Source organism: Streptomyces fructofermentans (genome assembly GCF_014651055.1).
In the GTDB taxonomy this organism is placed as follows: Bacteria; Actinomycetota; Actinomycetes; order Streptomycetales; family Streptomycetaceae; genus Streptomyces; species Streptomyces fructofermentans.
Map to the genome: position 1 here is coordinate 29,574 of NZ_BMWD01000010.1, position 18,943 is coordinate 48,516.

The following is an 18,943-nucleotide window of genomic DNA, read 5'->3' on the forward strand; positions in this document are numbered from 1 at the left end:
GGCGCTCCGGCGTTTCCGTGGGCCGCCCTCGTGCGCGGATTGCCGCCGCAGGGCCGGGGTTCACATCCTCAGGACCGGTGCGACCGGTCCGCCTGGTTCGACCCGGTCCGTGCGTCGGGCCCGGTCGCTCCCCGCGATCCGCCCAATTCGCGTGTGCGCGCGGCCCGTTCGTGGCGTACCGGCAGTGCCGGAGGGTGCGATCCTGCCGGACGTCCCACACGCGCGGCCGGTCCGAGGGGTGGCAGAGTTCACGCATGAGCGAGGCCCGGGAACTGATCTGCCGTCCGCCGCGGGGCCGTGCCCTCCAGTACCTGGGCGCCCTCGGCGTGGCGGGGACGGTGGCGGCCGTGGTCCGCGGCCTGTCCGGGACCCTCGACCTGTGGGTGTGCGGCGGCCTGTTGTCGGCGGTGGTGGGCGCCGTGTCGCTCCACACGGCCGCGCTGCGGCTGGTGGCCGACGAGTACGGCGTGCACACCCGGACACTGCTGCGCCGCCGGAGCGTCCCGTGGCGCGACATCGCCGACCTCCAGGTGTGCCTGCGGTACGCGAGCAGTTCCTACGGGCCGCAGTTCAGGATCGGGCTCGTACCGCGCGAAGGCCGCGCACGGCTGCTGCCCCTGCCACGGGGTTGGGCCCCGGACCACTCGGACTTCGACGAGCGGGTGGGTGTGCTGCGCGCCCTGCACCGCCGCCACGGGTCGCCGGATTCCGACCACGTCCCGGTGGTCTCGGCGCGTGCCGCCGGGCGGGGCCGGGCCGGGTCGCTCGGCCTGTGCGCGCTGCTGCTCGCCGGCGCCGGCGTGGCCGCGTGGTTCGTGCCCGCCGCCGAGGCGGGCGAACAGGCGTGGAAGGCCGCCGCCCCGTGCCGGGTGACGGCACCCCAGGAGCGCCGTGACGACTGCCTCACCCACGAACCCGCCGTGGTCTCCCGGACGGTGGCCGCCCGCACCAAGCGGCAGAGCTGGTTGTACCTGGCCGACGGCCGGCCGCTGGAGAGGGTCGCGGTCTCCCGTGAGGCGGCCCAGCGCTTCGTGCCGGGGGACAGGGTCGAACTGACCTTCTGGCACGGCGAGGTACGGGAGGTGGTGGGGGAGCGCCACGTGTGGCGCGAGCACGTACCGGCCGCGGGTGAGCTGGCCGTGATCGCGGCGGTGCTCGCGCTCGGCGCGGGGTACCCGGGCGCGCGCGTGCTGCTGGGTGTGCGGGGGCGCCGGCTGCCTCGTGACGAGGTCCTTCCCTCGGCCCTCCCCTTCGCCGTGGCACTCGCAGGTACCGGCCTGTGGCTGCTGCCGCTGTGCCGTCTCCACCCCACGACCCTGCTCACCTCCCCCGCGGCCGTCACCTGGGCGGCCGCCGGCTCCGCGGGCACGCTCGCGCTGTTCGCCTGGGCCTGGCGCCGTACGCGTGTGCTTCCACCGGGAGAGGTCGCTGCGGACGGCGGGACGGCCGACGGGGGTACGGACGTGTTCCTCGCGGCCCGCTTCCTGGAGTACACGGACTACAACCCGTACGGCTTCGGTACGCATGTCGTCCTCGGTGACGGGCCGCCGTCGGTGGTCCCGCATCCGGGGCCCGGCCGGTTCGCGGCCCGGCGGATACCGGCGGAGCGGTTCGCGCTCACGGGGCTGCGGCGGGTGCGGGGCGGTGACGGCGACACCGTGTCCGGAAGCTGGCACGTCGCCGAGTTCGACGACGGGGGCAGGCCGGTCCGCCTCGCCGCGGAGCCGGGCGACCTGGCCCGCATCGTCGGAGCGCTGGGTACCGCGGGAGCGTCGACCGGCGGGGCGCAGGCGGCTGACACGTCGGAGGCGCAGGCGGCCGGGGCTTCGGGGGCGCGGCTGCCGGAGAGCCCGGCCCCGCGGGCCGCGCACGGCCCTACGGGGTGAGGACGACCTTGCCGGCGACCGTCCCCGATTCCGCGAGCCGCAGTGCCGCGGCGACGTCGGTGAGGGGGAGGCTGGCCGCGACACGGGGAGTGATCTCGCCGCGCTTCACGGCCGAGAGGACCTGGGTGAGGTCGGCGCGCAGGCGGGCGCGGAAGCGGTTCCTGGCGAGCGACCGGCCGGCCCAGATGTTGAAGAAGTACGCGTGGCGGCCGTTGGGCAGCGCGTTCCAGAGCCAGACCCGGCCGAGCAGTTTGAGTACGGGCCACTGCTTGGAGCCCTCGTCGTCCCTGGTGGAGGCGCTGCCGTAGGAGACCAGGGTGCCGCCGGGCGCGAGGAGGCGCCAGGGGTCGACCAGGCCCCGGCCGCCGACGTGGTCGAAGACGGCGTCCGCGCCCCGTGGCGCGAGTTCGCGGATGCGGGCGGCGACGTCACCGTCGCGGTAGTCGACCGGGAGGACGCCCTGGGACCGCAGGGCCTCGTGGTGCCGCGGGGAGGCGGTGCCGACGACCGTCGCGCCGGCGGCCCGGGCGAGCTGGACCAGGACGGAGCCGACACCGCCGTTGGCCCCGTGCACGACGACGGTCTGTCCGGCACGCACCCGGGCCCTGCGGTGGAGCATCTGCCAGGCCGTGATGCCGTTGACGACCACGGTCTCCGCCTCCTCGGGACCCACCCCGTCGGGCACCTCCACGGCGTCGGCCGCGTCGACGAGCACGTGGCTGGCCCAGCCGCCGACCTTGACCAGTGCCGCCACCCGGGTGCCGGCCAGGCCCGGATCGACGCCCTCGCCCGTCGCCGCCACGGTGCCCACCAGGTCGTAGCCGGGGACGAAGGGGAACGGCGGCTGGTCGTAGTAGCGGCCCCGGCGCATCTGCTGCTCGGCGAAGGAGACGCCGGTCGCCTCCATGCGGATCAGGACCTGTCCGGGGCCGGGGGCCGGCACGACTCCGGTCCGGATCCGGAGCCCTTCGGGCTCCACCGTGCCCGGCAGGACGACCTCTACGAGTTCTTCGGCGTTCATGACGGCCTCCGCTGCGTAACGTTGGTGAGCTGCTCTCGTGTTCGTTATAAGTTGTAACTGGTTGGCGCGAAGGGTGTCAACAGGCTGCGTGATAGCGTCTAACTAAATCTTCACGATGTAGTGGAATCGGCGTACGAAGGGCGGGCCGGACGATGGAGGAGAGCGAAGAGGCGTCCTCACGGGGCGACGGAGAGGCGTCCTCGCGGAGCGCCAGGACGCCGCGCGAGCGCTACCGCCTCCAGGTACGGGCCGAGGTCAAGGAGCACGCCCGGGAGCAGATCGCCGCGGCGGGAGCGTCCGCGCTGTCCCTGAACGCCATCGCGAGGCAGATGGGGATGAGCGGGCCCGCGCTCTACCGGTACTTCTCCAGTCGCGACGAACTCATCACCGAACTCGTCCGGGACGCCTACCGCAGCCTGGCCGACACGTTCGTGCGCACCGCCGGGCAGGAGCCGGACCCCACCGCACTCGCGCACGCCCTGCGCGAGTGGGCGCTCCAGGACCCGCACCGGTACTTCCTGGTGTACGGCACGCCCGTACCCGGCTACCGCGCACCCGACGACGTCACCGTCATCGCGACGGAGATCATGGCGGTCCTGCTCGACGCCTGGACCGCACGGCCCGTGCCCGGTACGGGGACGGCCCTGGACGCCCACCTCCAGGAGCACCGGCGCTGGGCGGGCGGCCATCCGGCCCCGGCGGCGGTACTGCGGCGGGCGCTCGCCTTCTGGACCCGGCTGCACGGGGTGCTGTCCCTGGAACTCGCGGGCCACTTCAACGGGATGGGCCTCGACCCGGCACTGCTCTACGCCTCCGAGGTGGACGAAATCCTGGGGCGGGGAAGCACCGGACCCGACCGGACTTCCGAGGGCTGAGGGTGCGCGGCGCCGGTCCGGATCGTCCCGCGTCGACCGCGCCCGTCCGCACCGGAGGGGCGTCCTGTGCGCCGCTCCGCCCGGCAGTGGACGGGCGCCGCCGCGGCGTACGGAACCGGCTGGTCGAGCGGGTCGCCGCGGACGCCGGGGAGCTGTCGGTGGACGACCCTCCGCCCTCCGCCGCGGAACCGCAACGCCCGGCACGCGGGCGCGTACGGCACCGGAACAGCCCGGTGTCAGTCCTCGTCGAAGCCGCGATAGGTCCCGGACCCGTCCACGGAGTCCGCGAACTCCGCGAAGTCCATGTTCGCGATGCTGAGGTTGGCCGACACATCGGGGAACCACCGGGCCGGAACCCTGAACGTGCGCCCGGGTTCGTCCCAGAGGTCCACGGCCAGCAGCGGGCGGGCCGGGTCCTTCATCGTGGTCGCGTCAGCCAGGAACAGGTGGATGACCCGGTGGTCCTCGTCCGCGGCGGCCTCCTCGTCCAGCAGCACCCGGACCTCCACGCCGGCGAAGCGAGGCTCGCTGGCGTACGTGGCGAGGGAGTGGTCGCCGGCTTCGTCGAGTGCGGCTCGAACCGCGTCCCAGGCATCGTCGTCACCGAAATCGGTACGCAGGACCAGCGACGTCAGGTCATCGGGTTGAGGCAGGGGCATGAGCCGATCCTCCCATCCGGGGCCGCCGTCCGGCGCACGGCCCAGGGCATCGGCCGGGCGTCACCGAACACCTCCGCGGGCCTTCGCGCCCTGTGACGCGCCGCCGCGCCGTGCGGGCGTCGCGGCGGCGCGCCCGAGTCGCGGCCCCGAGTCGGGGGAGTCCCTAGTACCCCGCCGTGTCCCCGGGAATGGGGAGCGGGGCGGAGCCGCCGGACAATCGGTGCGCGAGGTCGTCCAGGATCGCCGCCGTGGCCGTCGCCCCGAAGCGCGTGGCACCCAGCTGGTGCAGGTCCAGGAGGGCGTCGAGGGTCCGCACGCCTCCGGCGGCCTTGACGCCGACCGAGGACGACACGGTGCTCCGCATGAGCGCGATGTCGGCCCGTGTGGCGCCGCCGCCGGCGAAACCGGTGCTCGTCTTGACGAAGGCGGCCCCCGCCGCCTCGCCCGCGAGGCAGCCGGCCGTCTTCTCCCGGTCCGTCAGGTACGCGTTCTCGAAGATCACCTTGACCGGGCGCCCGGCGGCGGCCTCGACCACGGCGGCGATCTCCCGCCGGGTGAACTCCGCGTCCCCGTCGCGCAGTCGGCCTATGCCGATCACCATGTCGATCTCCTCGGCGCCCAGCGAGACCAGTTCGCGGGTCTCGAAGACCTTGACCGCCGTGGTCGCCGACCCGTGGGGGAACCCGACGACCGAGCCGACCGCGACTCCCGTGCCGGCCAGTTCCGCGGCGGCCAGCGCGACGTCCGAGGGGCGAACGCAGACCGACGCCGTGCGGTACTCCGCGGCGGTCGCCAGGCCCGCCGCCACCTCGGCTGCGGTCAGCTCGGGGCGCAGCAGGGAGTGGTCGATCATCTTCGCGACCGCGTCGACCGACGGCAGGGGGCCCTCCCAGCGCGTGACCTCCAGCGAGGAGACGGACATGAGGCTTCCTTTCGTCGGGGTGACCGCGGCACGGGGGCACAGGGGGCGGGCGCGCCCCGTTCCTCCCGCGGCGAGCTGTCTAGACAGCCTAGACTGATGGGGTGGCGAAGTCGAACGCCACCGATACGCACCGCCCACCAGGAGGAACCGCCGCCCATGACCCCGTCCCGCCCGCTGTACGAGCGCATCGAGAGGCAACTGCGGGCACGTCTGGACGCGGCGGCCGACGGTGACCCGTTCCCCTCCGAGACGCAGCTCGCGCGGGAGTTCGGCGTGGCCCGGATGACCGTCCGGGCCGCACTGGCCGGTCTGGAACGCGACGGCCGCCTGGACCGCGTGCCCGGCCGGGGGACCTTCGTGCGCAAGGCCGCGTCGGCCCGCCCGGTCGGCACCCTGCTCAGCTTCCACGACGAGGTGCTCGCCTCGGGCAGGACGCCGGGGTCCCGCGTGCTGGAGGCCGTCGTACGCGCGGCCTCGCCCGAGGAGGCCGCCGCCCTCCACCCGCACGCTCCCTCGCGGTCGGCGGACGTCGTCGCCATCACCCGCGTCCGCCTCAGCGACGACGTGCCGCTCGCCGTCGAACGCGCGACGTTCCCGGCATCCCTCGGCGCCCTCCTCGACACGGATCTGGAGACGGGCTCCCTGCACGCCGCGCTGCGTCGTCTCGGCTTCAGCCCGACGCTGGGCTCGTCCCTGCTGAGCGCGCGCACCGCCGACGCCGACGCCGGTGAACTCGGTGTCGCCGCCACGACCCCCATGCTCGTCGAGACCCGGTCGATCGCGGACCAGCACGGCGATCCGCTGGAGCACACGGTCACCTCGTACGTCGCCAGCCGCTACACCCTCAGGGTCGACTTCACCGTCAGCGCTCCGGCCCCCACGGCGGACGCCGACGAAGCCGCACCGCGCGTGCCGTAGCCCGGGGACCGCTCGTTCCACGGGAGGCCGAGCGAACGCGGCGGACTCCAGCGGCAGTTGCGTCCTCATCCGCGCCGGTCGACCCGGCGCCGTACGCGGATCGGGCGGGCAACCGCACCGGCGGCGCGCTGTGAGGGAGCTGACCTGCGCGGCAGCCGTCCCGAACTGCCGTGTGCTCCGGGTGTGTTCCCGTGTTCCGGGTCACGGTCGCGCCGTTGGCGATTCCCCCGCCGATTTCCGTACCCACTCCTGACGACCGGATCACGGATGCGAGGATGAGGGCCGTCATGACAGCCGGGTGGGGTGTGCGTACGGTGCGGGCCGCGGTGTTCGCGGCCGTCTGCGTGCTGCTCGCGGCCCTGGGCCACGTGCTCATGTCGGGCGTCCCGGTGCCGTGGTGGGCGATGGCCGGCGGCGGTGTCGCGACGGCGGCCGCGGGCTGGGCCCTGGCCGGCCGCGAGCGGGGACTCGCCGTCGTCGTGACCGTCGTGGTCGTCGCGCAGACGGTCCTTCACGAGGCGTTCTCCCTGGCCCAGTCGGCGCTGCCCGGGGCTGCCCCGGCACCGGGAGGAGCGGCGGCCGGTGGCACGGGCTCCGGGGCGGGCGGGCTGCCGCGGAGGGACCCCATGGCACACGACATGGGGTCCATGGACACCATGCCGACGGGGTCCATGTCTCTGGACCACATGGCCTTGGACCACGTGTCCCTGGAGTCCATGGACCTCGCGCATACGCACCACCTGGGTCATTCCACGCCCGACACCTCGTCGTTCGGCATGCTCGCCGCCCACCTGCTGGCCGCTCTGCTCTGCGGACTGTGGCTCGCTCACGGGGAGCGGGCGGCCTTCCGCATCCTGCGGGCCGTCGCCGGTCGGCTCGCCGCCCCGCTGCGACTCCTGGCCGCGCTGCCGACGCCGCCGCACCGTCCGCGCCTGTGCGTCCGCCCCCGTTCGGAGCGGGCACCCCGTCGACTTCTCATCGTCCTCGCCATCACGTCGCGAGGACCTCCCGTGGGGACCGCTGTCGCCTGACGACAGCCCGTGAACCCGAGGCGGCCCCTGTGCGCCTCGGGTCTCGGTCGTACGCGCGTACGACCGTCTCCCCCTTCACCGGAACCGGCCCGCCCCGCTGCGTGCCGGTCCCGGACGACCCGAGAAGGACACCAGGTGACCACTCCTGTCCTGCCCGCCTCGCGCGAGAACACGACCTCGGCCGACGAACTGACGACGGCCTGGGCCCTCGCCGCCCGGGGCGGCGACCCCGACGCCGTCGAACTCTTCGTCCGTGCCCTGTACCGCGACGTACTGCGCTACGTCGCACACCTCGGCGCCGATCCGCACGCCGTGGACGACCTGGCGCAGGACACGTTCCTGCGCGCGCTCGGCAGCCTGCACCGATTCGAGGGCCGGGGCTCCGCCCGGGCCTGGCTCCTGTCCATCGCCCGCCGCGTGGTGGTCGACAGTTGGCGCCACGCCGCCGCCCGGCCCAGGCTGTCCGACGTCGAGGACTGGCGGCCGGTGGTCGAACGGGCGCAGCCGCACGGTCTGCCCGGCTTCGACGACGGCATCGCCCTCCTGGACCTGCTGGCGGCGCTGCCGGACGACCGCCGCGAGGCCTTCACCCTCACCCAGATGCTCGGGCTCCCGTACGCGGAGGCGGCCGCGGTGAGCGGCTGCCCGGTGGGGACGGTCCGCTCGCGCGTCGCCCGGGCCAGGGCGACCCTCGTGGGACTGCTCGTCGAGGCGGAGGAATCCCGGCCCGGACGGGAGCCGGCGGAACCGGACGGACGACCGCTCACGGTTCCCGCCGCCCTGGGGGCTCCGGCGGCCCTGGCCGCCTGACCCGGGGGAGCGGGGTCTTCGGGCCGCCCCGGGGGCCGGCGTACGCACCACGTGGAGGTCGGCCCCCTGGGGCGGGCGTGCGCCGTCTGTGGTCACCGGCCCCCGGAGCGGGTGTGCGCCGTCTGTGGTCACCGGCCCTCGCGGTCACCGCCGCGCGGTGGAGGGGCCGGATGGCCGGGGCGGCCACGGGGTGGAGGGCCGGGTGACCCGGTGCGGAGGCGGGGGTGCGGCGCGCTCGGGGCCCGGGGTGCTCATCCGCGAAGCCGCTCCGCGCGGACGATGCGGCTGCGGATCCGGAAGCGGCCGATGCCCGGCTCATCGGTGGACGCCATCCGGACCGCCACCGGCCCGGCGAAGGTGTAGCCCTGCTCGGCGGCGTGCCGCCGCACTTGCCGTGCCAGGTGCTCCGCGAGGAGCGCGCTGTCGTCCGTCAGCCTGCGACGGATCTCCGGAGGGAGTTCGATCACGAAGGTGTTGGGTACGAGCGCCCGCCGGCGGTCGAGGACCAGGGCGCGGCTGTCGCACTCCCGGCGGAGTATCGCCACCACGGCGGCCTGCTTCCTCCCGCGTGGGACCAGCTTTCCCCACAGGGAGTCGGACCAGCGCTCCATGGCGCCTTCCAGGTCGACGAGGCATCGCATCCCGCTCCGCTGCCCGGCGGCGCCCGGAACACACGCGGCCATCCGGGTGGCCCGCCCGCGGGGCGCGTCCGCGCCGCCGCCGCGCGGCTCAGGAGAGATCGGCCCACACGGTGTGGCCCTCACCGGCCGGCTGGTCGCCCCAGCCGTGGCAGAGGGCGTCGACAAGGAACAGTCCGCGGCCGCCGATGTCCGCCGTGAAGGACGGGTGCCGCCAGCGGGCGCGGACCAGGGCCACGTCGAATGTGTGCCCGGAGTCCGTGACCTCGACCCGCAGGCTCTGCTCATCGGGTGGACGCCGGCACGCGACGACGACCCGTACGGGTGGTTTGCCGTGGCGCATGGCGTTGGAGAGGAGTTCGCCGATGACGAGAGCGGCGTCGTCGGCGAGTTCGCTCCTGCCCCAGGCGACCAGTTGCCTGCGGAGATCACTGCGGACGGTGCTCGTACCGCAGTCGGAGGGAAGAACGGAACGGATGTATGTCTCTTTCATTGCTGAACATCCCCTTTATACCTTCCACGCATAATCCGTAGCCGTGGTTCCGGTGGATGGCCCACCGGGCCGACACGGGGTCGGCGGAGAGAGGGGGCGGCAGGGACGAGCACCCCCGCGCGGCGATGCCCAGGGGTGCTCGGACAGCGGTCCGGCTACTGCTCGCGCATGCCCCACGGTGATCCGTACGAGGTCAGGAGGTCGAGGAAGGGGCGGGCGGGGAACGCCTCGGGGCCCAGGACGCCCGAGCCGGTCCAGGCCCCGGTGGCCACCAGTTCGAGGGCGACGACAGGGTTGATCGCGGTCTGCCACACCACGGCCTGGGAGCCGTACTCCTTCATCGACCACTGGTTGTCGACCACGTGGTACAGGTACACCTCGCGCGGCGCGCCGTCCTTCGTGCCGCGCACCCACGTGCCCGCACAGGTCTTGCCGTGCATGCGGTCGCCGAGCGTCGCCGGATCGGGGAGGCAGGCCGCAACGACGTCGCGGGGCGACACCTGGACCGGCCCCGCGGCGCTCGGCACGGTCACCGGTTCGGTGCGGTCGAGGCCCAGCAGGTGCAACGTGCGCAGCGTGGAGATGAACTCCTCGCCCAGGCCGTACTTGAAGGTCACGCGGCGGGCGTCGACCCAGCGCGGCACGAGGAGCACCTCCTCGTGCTCCACGTTCACGCATTCGACCGGGCCGATGCCCTCCGGGAAGTCGAACACCTCGGGCTCGCTGAACGGAGCCGTCGTGAACCAGCCGCGGTCGGACTCGTAGACGACCGGCGGGTTGAGGCATTCCTCGATCGTGGTCCAGATGCTGAAGGAGGGCGCGAAGTCGTAGCCGTCGACCGTGAGGTTCGCCCCGTCGCGGATCCCGATCTCGTCGATCTCGTCGAAAAGCTCGTCGGCCGCGTACCGGGCGAAGACGTCGGACAGGCCCGGCTCCACGCCCATGCCGACGAGCGCCAGCGCACCGGCCTCCTCCCACGCGGCGGCCTGCTCGAACTGCTCGTCGCCGAGCTTGACCCCGGGCAGCTCGTACGGCTGCTCCGCGTGCGGGCGCGACAAGGACATCGCCATGTCGAGGTAGGTGGCGCCGGCGGCGCGTGCCGCCCGGAAGAGGGGCATGACGAACCGGGGGTCGGTGGCGTTCAGCAGGACGTCGCACTCGTGCCGGGCGAGCAGGGCCGCCACCGCGTCCTCGTCGGACGCGTCGACGCGCTCCGCGTGGAACCTGTCCTCCTCCGGGCCGAGAGCCGACACCGCGGACTCGGCCCGCGACCGGTCGTAGTCGGCCACCACCATCCGGTCGAAGAAGCCGCGCCGGGCGGCGATCCGGGTGATCGCGGTACCCACACCGCCGGCTCCCACAAGCAGTACACGCATGACGGAAACTCCCTGTTCCTCGCGCTCTCGCGTTCTCCGCGCACCACACCGCTCCCGTGCCCTCCACGGTCGCGGCGTCCCGCACGGCCCGACGCCTCTGCCACGGGATCCAACGCCGCCGGGTCGCGTAAGGTCAATGGCGTTGGCATAAGAACCACGACCCCTGGACCGGGAGGCGGGCCGTGCCGAAACAGGTGGTTCCCGAGGCGAACCGGCGGCGGCGCCGTCCCACCAAGAGTGGCACCGTGCTGTCCGAGCCGCTCATCGTCGAGACCGCGCTGCGCATGCTCAGGGAACACGGCAGCGCCGGGCTCACGGCCCGCCGCCTGGGCCTGGCGCTGGACGCCGACCCGAGCACCCTGTACCGGTACTTCCGGGGGATGGACGAGCTGACCCTCGCCATCGGCGACGCGCTGATCGGCCAGGCGCTGCACGGCTGGCGGGCGACGGGGGAGTGGCGGACGGACCTGCGGACGCTCGGCCTGCGCATCCACGCCGTGTACGTGGACCATCCGCAGGCGGCCGTCCTGACCGCGAGCCGTGTCACGGGCCGGGCCAACGAACTGGCCGCGGACGAGGCCGTTCTGGACATCCTGCGGACGGCCGGCTTCCCGCTCGCAGACACGGTGCGGATCTACCACGCCTTCATCGACCAGACGCTCGCCTTCGCCGCCCTCGACGCCGCGTCGATGGCCCTGCCGCGGGAGAGCCTCACGGCGGACGAGGAGATCTGGCACTCCACGTACGCGCGCCTGCCCCGCGCCACGCACCCGCGCATCGCCGAGGCGGCCCCGCTGCTGGCGGCCCGCATGGTCGCCACCGCGTATCCGACGGCCCTCGACATGCTGCTGGAGAGCGCGGCGGCACAACTGGCCGCGGTGACCGCCGCGCGGGAGTGAGCCGAGCCCCGCCGTGGTGCGGTCGCCGCCGCCCTGCGCATCGGCAGCGCCAGGCGGCCACGCATCCGCTGGGAGGTACGCGACGGCATCCGCGAAGCCTTCCTCACCCGCGGCTGCGCACTCATCTGCCGGCGACGCCTGAATCCATTGCCAGTAGTTTCTTGACCGCGGTGTCGTGAGGACCTGGTTCGGCCATGTCTGCCGGACTCGGCCGAGCTGCTCGCGCAGGCAGTCGACCCAACCGTCTCCCGGATCCAGGACGGCGCGGACCGAGACGCCGGACTCGGCACTGTCGTCCACGGTGACGATGGGGCGGGGCATCGAGAACTGCCTGTCGATCGCGATCCGGATCTCGGTCTCGCCCATGACCGGCCAGCGGATGCCCTTCCCGCCAGACAGCTCGTCCAGGGCCGTTGACCAATCGTCCATGGCCTCGGGTGACAAGCGCAACTCAAGGCGCCCGCAGGCGAAGGCGCTTGCGACGACGAGTTCGGCGTCAAGGTAGTCGTTGTACGGAGTGTCCCCGGGCCTGTTCCGCCCCAGAATGCGTAGCCGGACGCTGCTGTCCGGGTCAATCAGGCAGATCAGGTCGACCCCCTCGGCCTCATCCACGCACCCTCCCGAACCCGCTGCGTTCCGGGTCATCATGCACGAGTCGCGAGCGGGCCTCGTTCGACGTTCCGGCAGGGGTTCTTGCAGCGGGCGACGACGGATCGTGGCGCCTGACCCTGACATATGTCAGGGACCTTGTCCACTGGAACCCGGCTACGTTGCGTGGCGAAGGCAACGAACCATGAGGGGACCTCACATGCGCAGAATCGCCCAGGCCGCGGCAGCACTCTCGCTCGCGTTCGGAGTCCTGACCACCATCGGCTCGACGGGCGCGCACGCCGCCACGTACCACGGCTGTCCCGATGGATACGTCTGCATCTATCCCGAGAACGCGGGCTGGAACAACGACACCCCGTCGCACTTCTACTTTGAGTACGGCACCTACAACCTCACCGACATGCACGGCTTGCACCGCATCGAGAACAACCAGACGGGCGGCGCGACCATGCGCACCTGCACGGGCTACAACGGCACTGGCTGTGAAGGCTACTTGCCGGCCCAGTGGGGCATCACCAAGGACCTGACGCCGATCAACTCGATCACGCTCCAGGCGTAGCCCCGGGGCCACGGGCGCGGCACCACGTACAACCGGGCCGGACCTCCACGACGGAGGTCCGGCCCGGCCCGTGTCGAAGGGCACGGAGGATGAAGCCCGAGATCTCCCGTGCGCTGCTCGCGGGAGCTGCGGGAATCCTCGCGGGGCGCCGTCCCCACCGCCACGGTCTCAGACCCGCCGCAGGGACAGGAGCAGCCTTCGTCGCTGCGTGTCGATCTCCAGGACCACGACCGAGACCTCGTCGTCGACCCGGACGACCTGCTCCGGCGCCTCCACCGGCACCCGTGCGAGTTCGTCCAGATGCACCAACCCCTCGATCCCGTCGCCGACTTGCACGAAGGCTCCGAACGGGACCAGCTTGGTGACCCGGCCGCGCAGCGTCTGCCCCACATCGGTGCTCTCGGCGAACACGGCGAAGGGGTCCGGCCGCAGCGCCCGCAAGGACAACCGGGCCTCTCCGTTCCACGTGTCGAAGTGCAGGAATTCGCACGACACGTGCCGGCCGACCTCGACGACCTCCGAGGGGTCCTCGAAGCGCCGCCAGGACAGTTCGGGAAACGTGATGAAGCCGACCCCGGGGAAGACCGGGTGCCTGGGGCCGTCGTCGAGCGAGACGAACACGCCGAAGCTCTCGATCGCCGCGACCGTGCCGGACAGGATGTCGCCGCAGCGAAGGCCCTTGAGGAACTGCCACAGTTCCCGGTGCTCGGTGGCCGCCATCGACAGCAGGACCCGGCCCCGTTCGGCATCGACCGAGAGTACTTCGGCCGTGATCCGCTGCCCGACCTCGACCCCCTCGGCCGCCCGCCCCAGCCACGGACCGTCCAACGGCCCCACCACTCCCAACGGGCCCCCGGCGCAGCCGTCCAAGGACACCGAGATCCCTGATCGAGCAACCTCCGCGACCGTGCCTTCGCACAGATCGCCCGCCTGAACCCCCGCGAGAAAGCTCCGAACCGCTTCGAGTAATGCGTCCCCCATGTCGGTCAGACTCTCACGAGGAGTTTCGACCACCGGCTTCGAAGACCGTAGTTCCTGCACCGGGTGCGCCCGGTTCCCGACCCGCGGCGCCGTCGCCCTGCAGCGATCCGGACCGATCCGGACCGATGCGCACCGGAGTCGTCAGCCGGCAGGCCGGGCAACCTTCCGAGGTGTCCACACCACGAGAACTGCCACTGGCCGTCGACGATCGCGGCAACGCCCTCATCTCCGTCGAGTACGGGCCGGAAGGCTCGCCGCCCTCCGACGCGCCCCTGCGCGCGGCACTGGTCGCACTGTGGGACGCGGACCGGGTCCTGCTGGTCTTCGACAGGTACCGGCAGTCCTGGGAACTGCCCGGTGGCACCGTCGAGCCGGGCGAGACCCATCGCGAGGGCGCGGTGCGGGAGTTGTTCGAAGAATCCGGCCAAGTACCCGACGGACAGCTGCGGTTCGTCGGCTACCCGCGCTACGCCCTGGCCCCCGACGGGCGGCCGATGTACGCGGCGCTGTTCGCGGGGCGCGCGTCCGCCGTCAGGGAGTTCCGGGCGACCGAGGAGATCGGGGCCATTCACTGGTGGGACTTCCGGGAACCGCTGCCGGGAGGCGTGAAGTCCGTGGACGTCCACGTGGCCCGACTCACCCGCGACGCGACACCGTAGCCCTCATCGCGCTCGGCCACCCGTCCCGCTGTCCCCACTCGTTCGCCCCTTGGGGACGTGGACTTGATGGTCGGCCGGGCGCCCACAACTGGTCGTAGGGGAGGGCCCGTGGCTGCCAGTACACACGTAGGGTGGTCGGATGTTCAATCGGCTTGAGATCAGCGTGTTGCCACCGGGCCCCCGATGGGCTGCCTTGTTGCAATTCCGGATCGACGGCGAGGAACTGGTGACAGAGGCCGTCGGGGAGGGAGGCCGCGGACCGTTCGCGGAGGAGGCGCTGCCCGCCCGCGGTCCCGGTCCCCTCTGGGTGACCGGCGAGGGGCGGCGTGTCGTGCTGGGCGAGCCCGAGTGCACGGGCGGGTGCTGTGGCCACCTGTCCGCGTTCGTGCAGCGTCACGGCGGGATCGTGGAGTGGTCCGACTGGCAGGTGCCAAGGGGCAGGGCGGGTCTCCCGGCGTTTCATTTCGACGCTGGTCAGTACGACGCCGAACTGACCCGAGCACTGACGGACCGGCGGTGGCAGACCTTCAGGAGTGGCTGACGCGGCGCGTGACTGTCCGGGTGGCCGCGGTGGACCACCCCCCGACGACATTCGATGTCGCGGGCGCCAGGACAGTAGGATCGGCCATGCCTGAAGCCGAGTTGCATAGTCCGCTCCCGGTCCCCGCACCCGCGCCGTGCGTCTTCTGCGACATCATCGCGGGGCGTGCGCCCGCCGAGGTCGTCCACGAGTGGGACGACGTCCTCGCGATCGTCCCGCTGAACCCCGTGACCGAGGGACATCTGCTCGTCATCCCGAAGGTGCACGTGGTCGACTTCGGGCACGACCCCCGCATCAGCGCCGCCACGATGCGGCGCGCTGCCGAACTGGCGGCCGAGCAGTGGTGCAATGTCATCACCTCGCGCGGGCTAGTGGCGACACAGACCGTCTTCCATCTCCACGTGCACATCGTCCCGAGGCGTGAGGGCGATGGGCTCGCGTTGCCCTGGACGGCGCAATCGGCATGACCTCGCGGGCGGCGGCCGAGTTGGCGGTCGCACCACCGTCGCACCCTTCACCGCCGGGTGGGCCACCCCAGGGTCCGCGCCGCCTGTGGGCCACCGCCGCACCCTTCACCACCAGGTGGGGCCACGCCCCCGACCCGTTCCACCGTTGCACCCGTCCGGCGTACTCCTCGTTGCGGCCGACCGGGTCGGCGGGTCTGGTGGTGCGTATGCAGCCAGAAACTTCCGGTTCGAGCGGGGGCGCCCCGCGAACGGCAGACCGTCCGCCGGCCGAGCGGTCCCACTGGGTGGCGTTCGCCGGGGTCCTCCTGTTGGTGAGCGGCCTCTTCGACATCATCAACGGCTTCGTGGCGTTGCTCGACGACGGCTACTACTCGACCACGGCCGACCACGGCAACCGGCTGCTGATCTTCAACTACGACGCCTGGGGCTGGATCTGGATCTTCGTCGGGATCGCCCAGTTCCTTACCGCCATCGGCGTGTTCATGGGTTCGCGGGGCGCGCGGCTCGCCGGCATCCTGCTGGCCGGCTTCTGCCTGGTCGGGCAGCTGATCTTCCTCTCGGCGTTCCCGTGGTGGTCGCTGGCCACGATGGTGCTCTCCGTACTCGTCATCTACGGGCTCGTGTCCGTGCCCCGCCATCTGCCCGGCGAGCGGGTCTGAACCGCCGGACGCCGCGTCCGGGCGCGCGGGAAGAGCGGCGGCTCCGGGAGGTCGAGGTCGGCACGTGAAGGCCGTGGAGGAGCACGCCGAGGGTCTGGGGCCGTTCACCACCCGGCTGACCTGGTCGCTCGTGGACGGGCGGACGGCGGTCTGGGAGTCACGGCTCGCGCGCAAACGCGGGCGACTCGCCGTACGGGCCCAGGACGGGGCGGAGTCGCGCCCCCGGCGCGCGGACAGCGTCTCCGCCCACCGGCTGCTCCTGCTCAACGCCGTCGCCGCGGGCGCGTTCCTCGTCGGCGGCGCGCTCTTCGCCGCGGGAGCCGCGTTCGCCCAGTCCGGCGGAGGTGCCGGGACCAGCGCCTGGATCTACTTCGCGGGCGGCCTGTTCTTCAACACCGGCGGCTACGCCTCGGTGCTCCAGGCCGTCAACGCCCCGCGCCGCGACAGCGGCTCCGACGCACTGACCGCCAGGCGCTGGCGGTGGTGGAGCTACGAGCCCGCCCGCATCGACTGGCTCAGCACGGTCCTGCTGTTCGCCGGAACGATCGTGTTCGGCGTCAACCTGCTCAGCTCGCTGCTGCAGGGCCTGTCCACCCAGCAGGTGAACCGGTTCATCTGGGCACCCGACATGATCGGGTGCACGCTGTTCCTCATCTCCGGCCATCTCGCCCTGGTCGAGGTGTGCCACGGCAGGCCGACGGTCCGCGCCCACGATCTCGGCTGGTGGATCGTCGTCGTCAACCAGCTCGGATCCGCGCTCTTCATGGCGTCGGCCCTAGCCGCCTTCACACGCCCCGCGACAGGCAGCGAGGTCAACGTCGACATCGCGAACTGGGGCACGCTGACCGGGGCGTTGTGCTTCTCGGTCGCGGGCGCGATGCAGTTCTTCGAGCGTCCGTAGGGATGTCGGCCGTGGCGACGGGGTCAGGGGGTCGTGTCCCGGTAGCGGGTCCACAGGGGGACCACGAACCAGCAGAACAGGTACCAGACGACGATCCCGGTGACGAGCCAGGGCACATGGGCGTCATGGGTGGCGACCCGCAGGATCAGCAGCAGCGAGGACGTCATCGTGGCGAGCAGGAGCAGCAGCCCGATGATGACCATGCGTGACGCCCACCGGACGGCTTCGGTCTTGACGCTTTGGCCGGAGACCATCCGGTGCAGGGACACCGGTCCGATCAGTGCCCCGGTGGTGGCGGCCCCGAGGCAGACCGTGACGATGTAGATGGTCCTGTCGACCTGCTCCAACTCCGCGTAACGGGGGGTGAACACGACGGTCAGCAGGAATCCGAACAGGATCTGGACGCCCGTCTGGGCGATCCGTATCTCCTGGATCAGTTCCCCCCACTTCCGGTCGGCTCTCTCCTCCTTGGTCTCCTCTCTTCCGTTGTCCTGCCGTTCCGCAGTGCCTGCCGAGTTCGACAACGTTCCTCCACGGGGTGTGCACGTGGAAGACCTGGTGCCCCGGATGCGGCGCTCTATCTGTCCGGAACGTGAGGAGCTGCCCCGCGCGGCTGCGATGGGCCGGCGGGCCGAGGAGCGCGGCGGGCCCGTCCGCCGGACCGCGGGGCCCGGACACCGGCCGGAGGGGCGGCTCGCGTACCTTTCTGCACGTGAAAGCAGTGCCATCGCCGCCGTCGGCGCCGATGCCCTGCCCCGAACCGCCGACGCGGGCACCGGCCCGACGCGTACCGTCCTCCCGGCCCGGTCCCGACAGGAGCTCCACGTGACCCTCGACATCACCGCCCTGCGCGCCCAGTTCCCCGCGCTCGCCCACGGCACCGCGCACTTCGACGGGCCCGGCGGCACACAGACCCCGCTGCCCGTCATCGAGGCCGTCGCCGCGGCCATGAGCCGCCCGCTGTCCATCCGGGGCGACGGGCTGCCGGGCGAGCGCAACGCCGAGTCGATCGTCGTCGGGGCCCGCGCGGCCATGGCGGACCTGCTGGGCGCCGAACCGGCCGGGATCGTCTTCGGCCGCAGTGCCACCCAGCTCACGTACGACTTCTCCCGCACGCTGGCCGCGTCCTGGGGGCCGGGCGACGAGGTCGTGGTCACGCGCCTCGACCACGACGCCAACATCCGCCCCTGGGTCCAGGCCGCGGAGCGGGTGGGCGCCACCGTCCGGTGGGCGGACTTCGACCCGGACACCGGCGAGCTGGGCGTGGACGACATCCGCGCCGTGCTGGGCGCGCGCACCCGGCTCGTCGCGGTGACCGCCGCGTCCAACCTGATCGGGACGCGTCCCCCCGTCGCCGAGATCGCCCGCCTCGTGCACGACGCGGGCGCGCTCCTGTACGTGGACGGTGTGCACTACACCGCGCACACGGCGGTCGACGTCGCCCGGCTCGGCGCCGACTTCTTCGTCTGCTCGCCCTACAAGTTCCTCGGCCCGCACCACGGGGTGCTCGCCGCGCGTCCCGAACTGCTGGAGACCCTGCGCCCCGACAAGTTGCTCCCGTCCACGGACATCGCGCCCGAGCGCTTCGAACTCGGCACCCTGCCCTACGAGTTCCTCGCCGGAACCCGTGCGGCCGTCGACTTCCTCGCCGGACTGGCCCCCGGGTCCGACGGCAGCCGGCGCGAGCGGCTCGCCGCGGCGTTCGCGCTCACGGAGGAGCACGAGGACTCGCTCAGGACGCGCGTCGAGAAGGGCCTCGCGGCCCTCGGCGGAATCACGGTCCGCTCCCGCGCCGCGCGGCGCACCCCGACGCTGCTCCTCACCGTCGAGGGCCGCAGCACGGTGGACGCGTACCGCTTCCTCGCGGAGCGGGACGTGCACGCGCCGTCCGGTTCGTTCTACGCGCTGGAGGCCTCCCGGCACCTCGGCCTCGGGGACGCCGGCGGCCTGCGGGTCGGTCTGGCGCCGTACAACAGCGCGGAGGACGTCGACCGGCTCCTCGAAGGGCTGTCGGACTTCCTGCGGGGGACGGTGTAGGG

The 18,943-nt window shown here is 72.6% G+C and carries 21 protein-coding genes and 1 pseudogene; 13 read left to right on the forward strand and 9 right to left on the reverse strand.

Annotated elements, in window-relative coordinates; translation table 11 throughout:
* Nucleotides 1–254 precede the first annotated feature (254 nt).
* Nucleotides 255–1,886 (forward strand): PH domain-containing protein, encoded by a 1,632-nt coding sequence (locus IE265_RS16005; protein ID WP_190036238.1) that lies wholly within the window; start codon nucleotides 255–257, stop codon nucleotides 1,884–1,886.
* On the opposite strand, the gene IE265_RS16010 is transcribed toward IE265_RS16005, so the two are convergent.
* Nucleotides 1,876–2,907 (reverse strand): medium chain dehydrogenase/reductase family protein, encoded by a 1,032-nt coding sequence (locus IE265_RS16010; protein ID WP_190036239.1) that lies wholly within the window; start codon nucleotides 2,905–2,907, stop codon nucleotides 1,876–1,878. The genes IE265_RS16005 and IE265_RS16010 overlap by 11 nt on opposite strands.
* Nucleotides 2,908–3,059: 152 nt before the next feature.
* Here IE265_RS16010 and IE265_RS16015 point away from each other — a divergent pair, with 152 nt between their 5' ends.
* The gene (locus IE265_RS16015; protein ID WP_190036240.1) at nucleotides 3,060–3,782 is read left to right on the forward strand and encodes a TetR/AcrR family transcriptional regulator; all 723 of its coding nucleotides are present in this window, start codon (nucleotides 3,060–3,062) and stop codon (nucleotides 3,780–3,782) included.
* A gap of 236 nt (nucleotides 3,783–4,018) precedes the next feature.
* Here the strand turns inward: IE265_RS16015 and IE265_RS16020 are convergent, their stop codons facing one another.
* Entirely contained in the window at nucleotides 4,019–4,441 is a 423-nt protein-coding gene (locus tag IE265_RS16020) for a DUF6924 domain-containing protein (RefSeq protein WP_190036241.1), read from the reverse strand.
* Nucleotides 4,442–4,604: 163 nt separating this feature from the next.
* Complete coding sequence (deoC, locus tag IE265_RS16025) at nucleotides 4,605–5,363, reverse strand: deoxyribose-phosphate aldolase (RefSeq protein WP_190036242.1); 759 nt, start codon at nucleotides 5,361–5,363, stop codon at nucleotides 4,605–4,607.
* Between the two features lie 156 nt (nucleotides 5,364–5,519).
* Here deoC and IE265_RS16030 point away from each other — a divergent pair, with 156 nt between their 5' ends.
* The 3 genes from IE265_RS16030 to IE265_RS16040 all read left to right on the forward strand — a co-directional run bounded on the left by IE265_RS16030 (nucleotide 5,520) and on the right by IE265_RS16040 (nucleotide 8,122).
* A complete protein-coding gene (locus IE265_RS16030) occupies nucleotides 5,520–6,281 on the forward strand; it encodes a GntR family transcriptional regulator (RefSeq protein ID WP_190036243.1) in 762 nt (253 codons plus the stop codon).
* 287 nt (nucleotides 6,282–6,568) lie between these two features.
* Nucleotides 6,569–7,312, forward strand: coding sequence for a hypothetical protein (locus IE265_RS16035; protein WP_190036244.1), 744 nt, complete (start codon nucleotides 6,569–6,571; stop codon nucleotides 7,310–7,312).
* Between the two features lie 135 nt (nucleotides 7,313–7,447).
* Nucleotides 7,448–8,122, forward strand: coding sequence for a sigma-70 family RNA polymerase sigma factor (locus IE265_RS16040; protein ID WP_190036245.1), 675 nt, complete (start codon nucleotides 7,448–7,450; stop codon nucleotides 8,120–8,122).
* A 251-nt stretch (nucleotides 8,123–8,373) separates the two neighbouring features.
* On the opposite strand, the gene IE265_RS16045 is transcribed toward IE265_RS16040, so the two are convergent.
* The 3 genes from IE265_RS16045 to IE265_RS16055 form a co-directional block, all read right to left on the reverse strand.
* On the reverse strand, nucleotides 8,374–8,763 hold the full coding sequence (locus IE265_RS16045) for a DUF3662 domain-containing protein (protein ID WP_190036246.1): 390 nt from the start codon (nucleotides 8,761–8,763) through the stop codon (nucleotides 8,374–8,376).
* An 88-nt stretch (nucleotides 8,764–8,851) separates the two neighbouring features.
* Nucleotides 8,852–9,253: an ATP-binding protein gene (locus IE265_RS16050; RefSeq protein ID WP_190036247.1), complete on the reverse strand. Its 402-nt coding sequence runs from the start codon at nucleotides 9,251–9,253 to the stop codon at nucleotides 8,852–8,854.
* A gap of 155 nt (nucleotides 9,254–9,408) precedes the next feature.
* Entirely contained in the window at nucleotides 9,409–10,629 is a 1,221-nt protein-coding gene (locus IE265_RS16055; protein WP_190036248.1) for a saccharopine dehydrogenase family protein, read from the reverse strand.
* Nucleotides 10,630–10,811: 182 nt separating this feature from the next.
* Between IE265_RS16055 and IE265_RS16060 the strand changes: the two genes are divergently transcribed.
* Nucleotides 10,812–11,528 carry a TetR/AcrR family transcriptional regulator gene (locus tag IE265_RS16060; RefSeq protein ID WP_190036249.1) on the forward strand — a complete coding sequence of 239 codons (717 nt, stop codon included), beginning with the start codon at nucleotides 10,812–10,814 and terminating at the stop codon, nucleotides 11,526–11,528.
* Between the two features lie 201 nt (nucleotides 11,529–11,729).
* On the opposite strand, the pseudogene IE265_RS39300 reads toward IE265_RS16060, so the two are convergent.
* A pseudogene (locus IE265_RS39300) lies at nucleotides 11,730–12,263 on the reverse strand (DUF5959 family protein); the annotation flags it as partial.
* A gap of 58 nt (nucleotides 12,264–12,321) precedes the next feature.
* Here IE265_RS39300 and IE265_RS16065 point away from each other — a divergent pair.
* Nucleotides 12,322–12,696, forward strand: coding sequence for a hypothetical protein (locus IE265_RS16065; protein WP_229916215.1), 375 nt, complete (start codon nucleotides 12,322–12,324; stop codon nucleotides 12,694–12,696).
* Between the two features lie 168 nt (nucleotides 12,697–12,864).
* On the opposite strand, the gene IE265_RS16070 is transcribed toward IE265_RS16065, so the two are convergent.
* Complete coding sequence (locus IE265_RS16070; protein ID WP_308434791.1) at nucleotides 12,865–13,533, reverse strand: S1 RNA-binding domain-containing protein; 669 nt, start codon at nucleotides 13,531–13,533, stop codon at nucleotides 12,865–12,867.
* Nucleotides 13,534–13,847: 314 nt separating this feature from the next.
* On the opposite strand from IE265_RS16070, the gene IE265_RS16075 reads away from it, so the two are divergent.
* The 5 genes from IE265_RS16075 (at nucleotide 13,848) to IE265_RS16095 (ending at nucleotide 16,904) form a co-directional block, all read left to right on the forward strand.
* A complete protein-coding gene (locus tag IE265_RS16075) occupies nucleotides 13,848–14,336 on the forward strand; it encodes an NUDIX hydrolase (RefSeq protein WP_229916216.1) in 489 nt (162 codons plus the stop codon).
* Nucleotides 14,337–14,532: 196 nt separating this feature from the next.
* Nucleotides 14,533–14,877 carry a hypothetical protein gene (locus tag IE265_RS16080; protein WP_308434790.1) on the forward strand — a complete coding sequence of 115 codons (345 nt, stop codon included), beginning with the start codon at nucleotides 14,533–14,535 and terminating at the stop codon, nucleotides 14,875–14,877.
* Between the two features lie 86 nt (nucleotides 14,878–14,963).
* Nucleotides 14,964–15,344: an HIT family protein gene (locus IE265_RS16085; RefSeq protein ID WP_190036253.1), complete on the forward strand. Its 381-nt coding sequence runs from the start codon at nucleotides 14,964–14,966 to the stop codon at nucleotides 15,342–15,344.
* 206 nt (nucleotides 15,345–15,550) lie between these two features.
* Nucleotides 15,551–16,003: a DUF7144 family membrane protein gene (locus tag IE265_RS16090; protein WP_190036254.1), complete on the forward strand. Its 453-nt coding sequence runs from the start codon at nucleotides 15,551–15,553 to the stop codon at nucleotides 16,001–16,003.
* 64 nt (nucleotides 16,004–16,067) lie between these two features.
* Nucleotides 16,068–16,904 (forward strand): hypothetical protein, encoded by an 837-nt coding sequence (locus IE265_RS16095; protein WP_190036255.1) that lies wholly within the window; start codon nucleotides 16,068–16,070, stop codon nucleotides 16,902–16,904.
* A 23-nt stretch (nucleotides 16,905–16,927) separates the two neighbouring features.
* On the opposite strand, the gene IE265_RS16100 is transcribed toward IE265_RS16095, so the two are convergent.
* On the reverse strand, nucleotides 16,928–17,428 hold the full coding sequence (locus tag IE265_RS16100) for a DUF6328 family protein (protein ID WP_190036256.1): 501 nt from the start codon (nucleotides 17,426–17,428) through the stop codon (nucleotides 16,928–16,930).
* A gap of 301 nt (nucleotides 17,429–17,729) precedes the next feature.
* Here IE265_RS16100 and IE265_RS16105 point away from each other — a divergent pair, with 301 nt between their 5' ends.
* Entirely contained in the window at nucleotides 17,730–18,941 is a 1,212-nt protein-coding gene (locus IE265_RS16105; RefSeq protein WP_190036257.1) for a cysteine desulfurase-like protein, read from the forward strand.
* Nucleotides 18,942–18,943 lie beyond the last annotated feature (2 nt).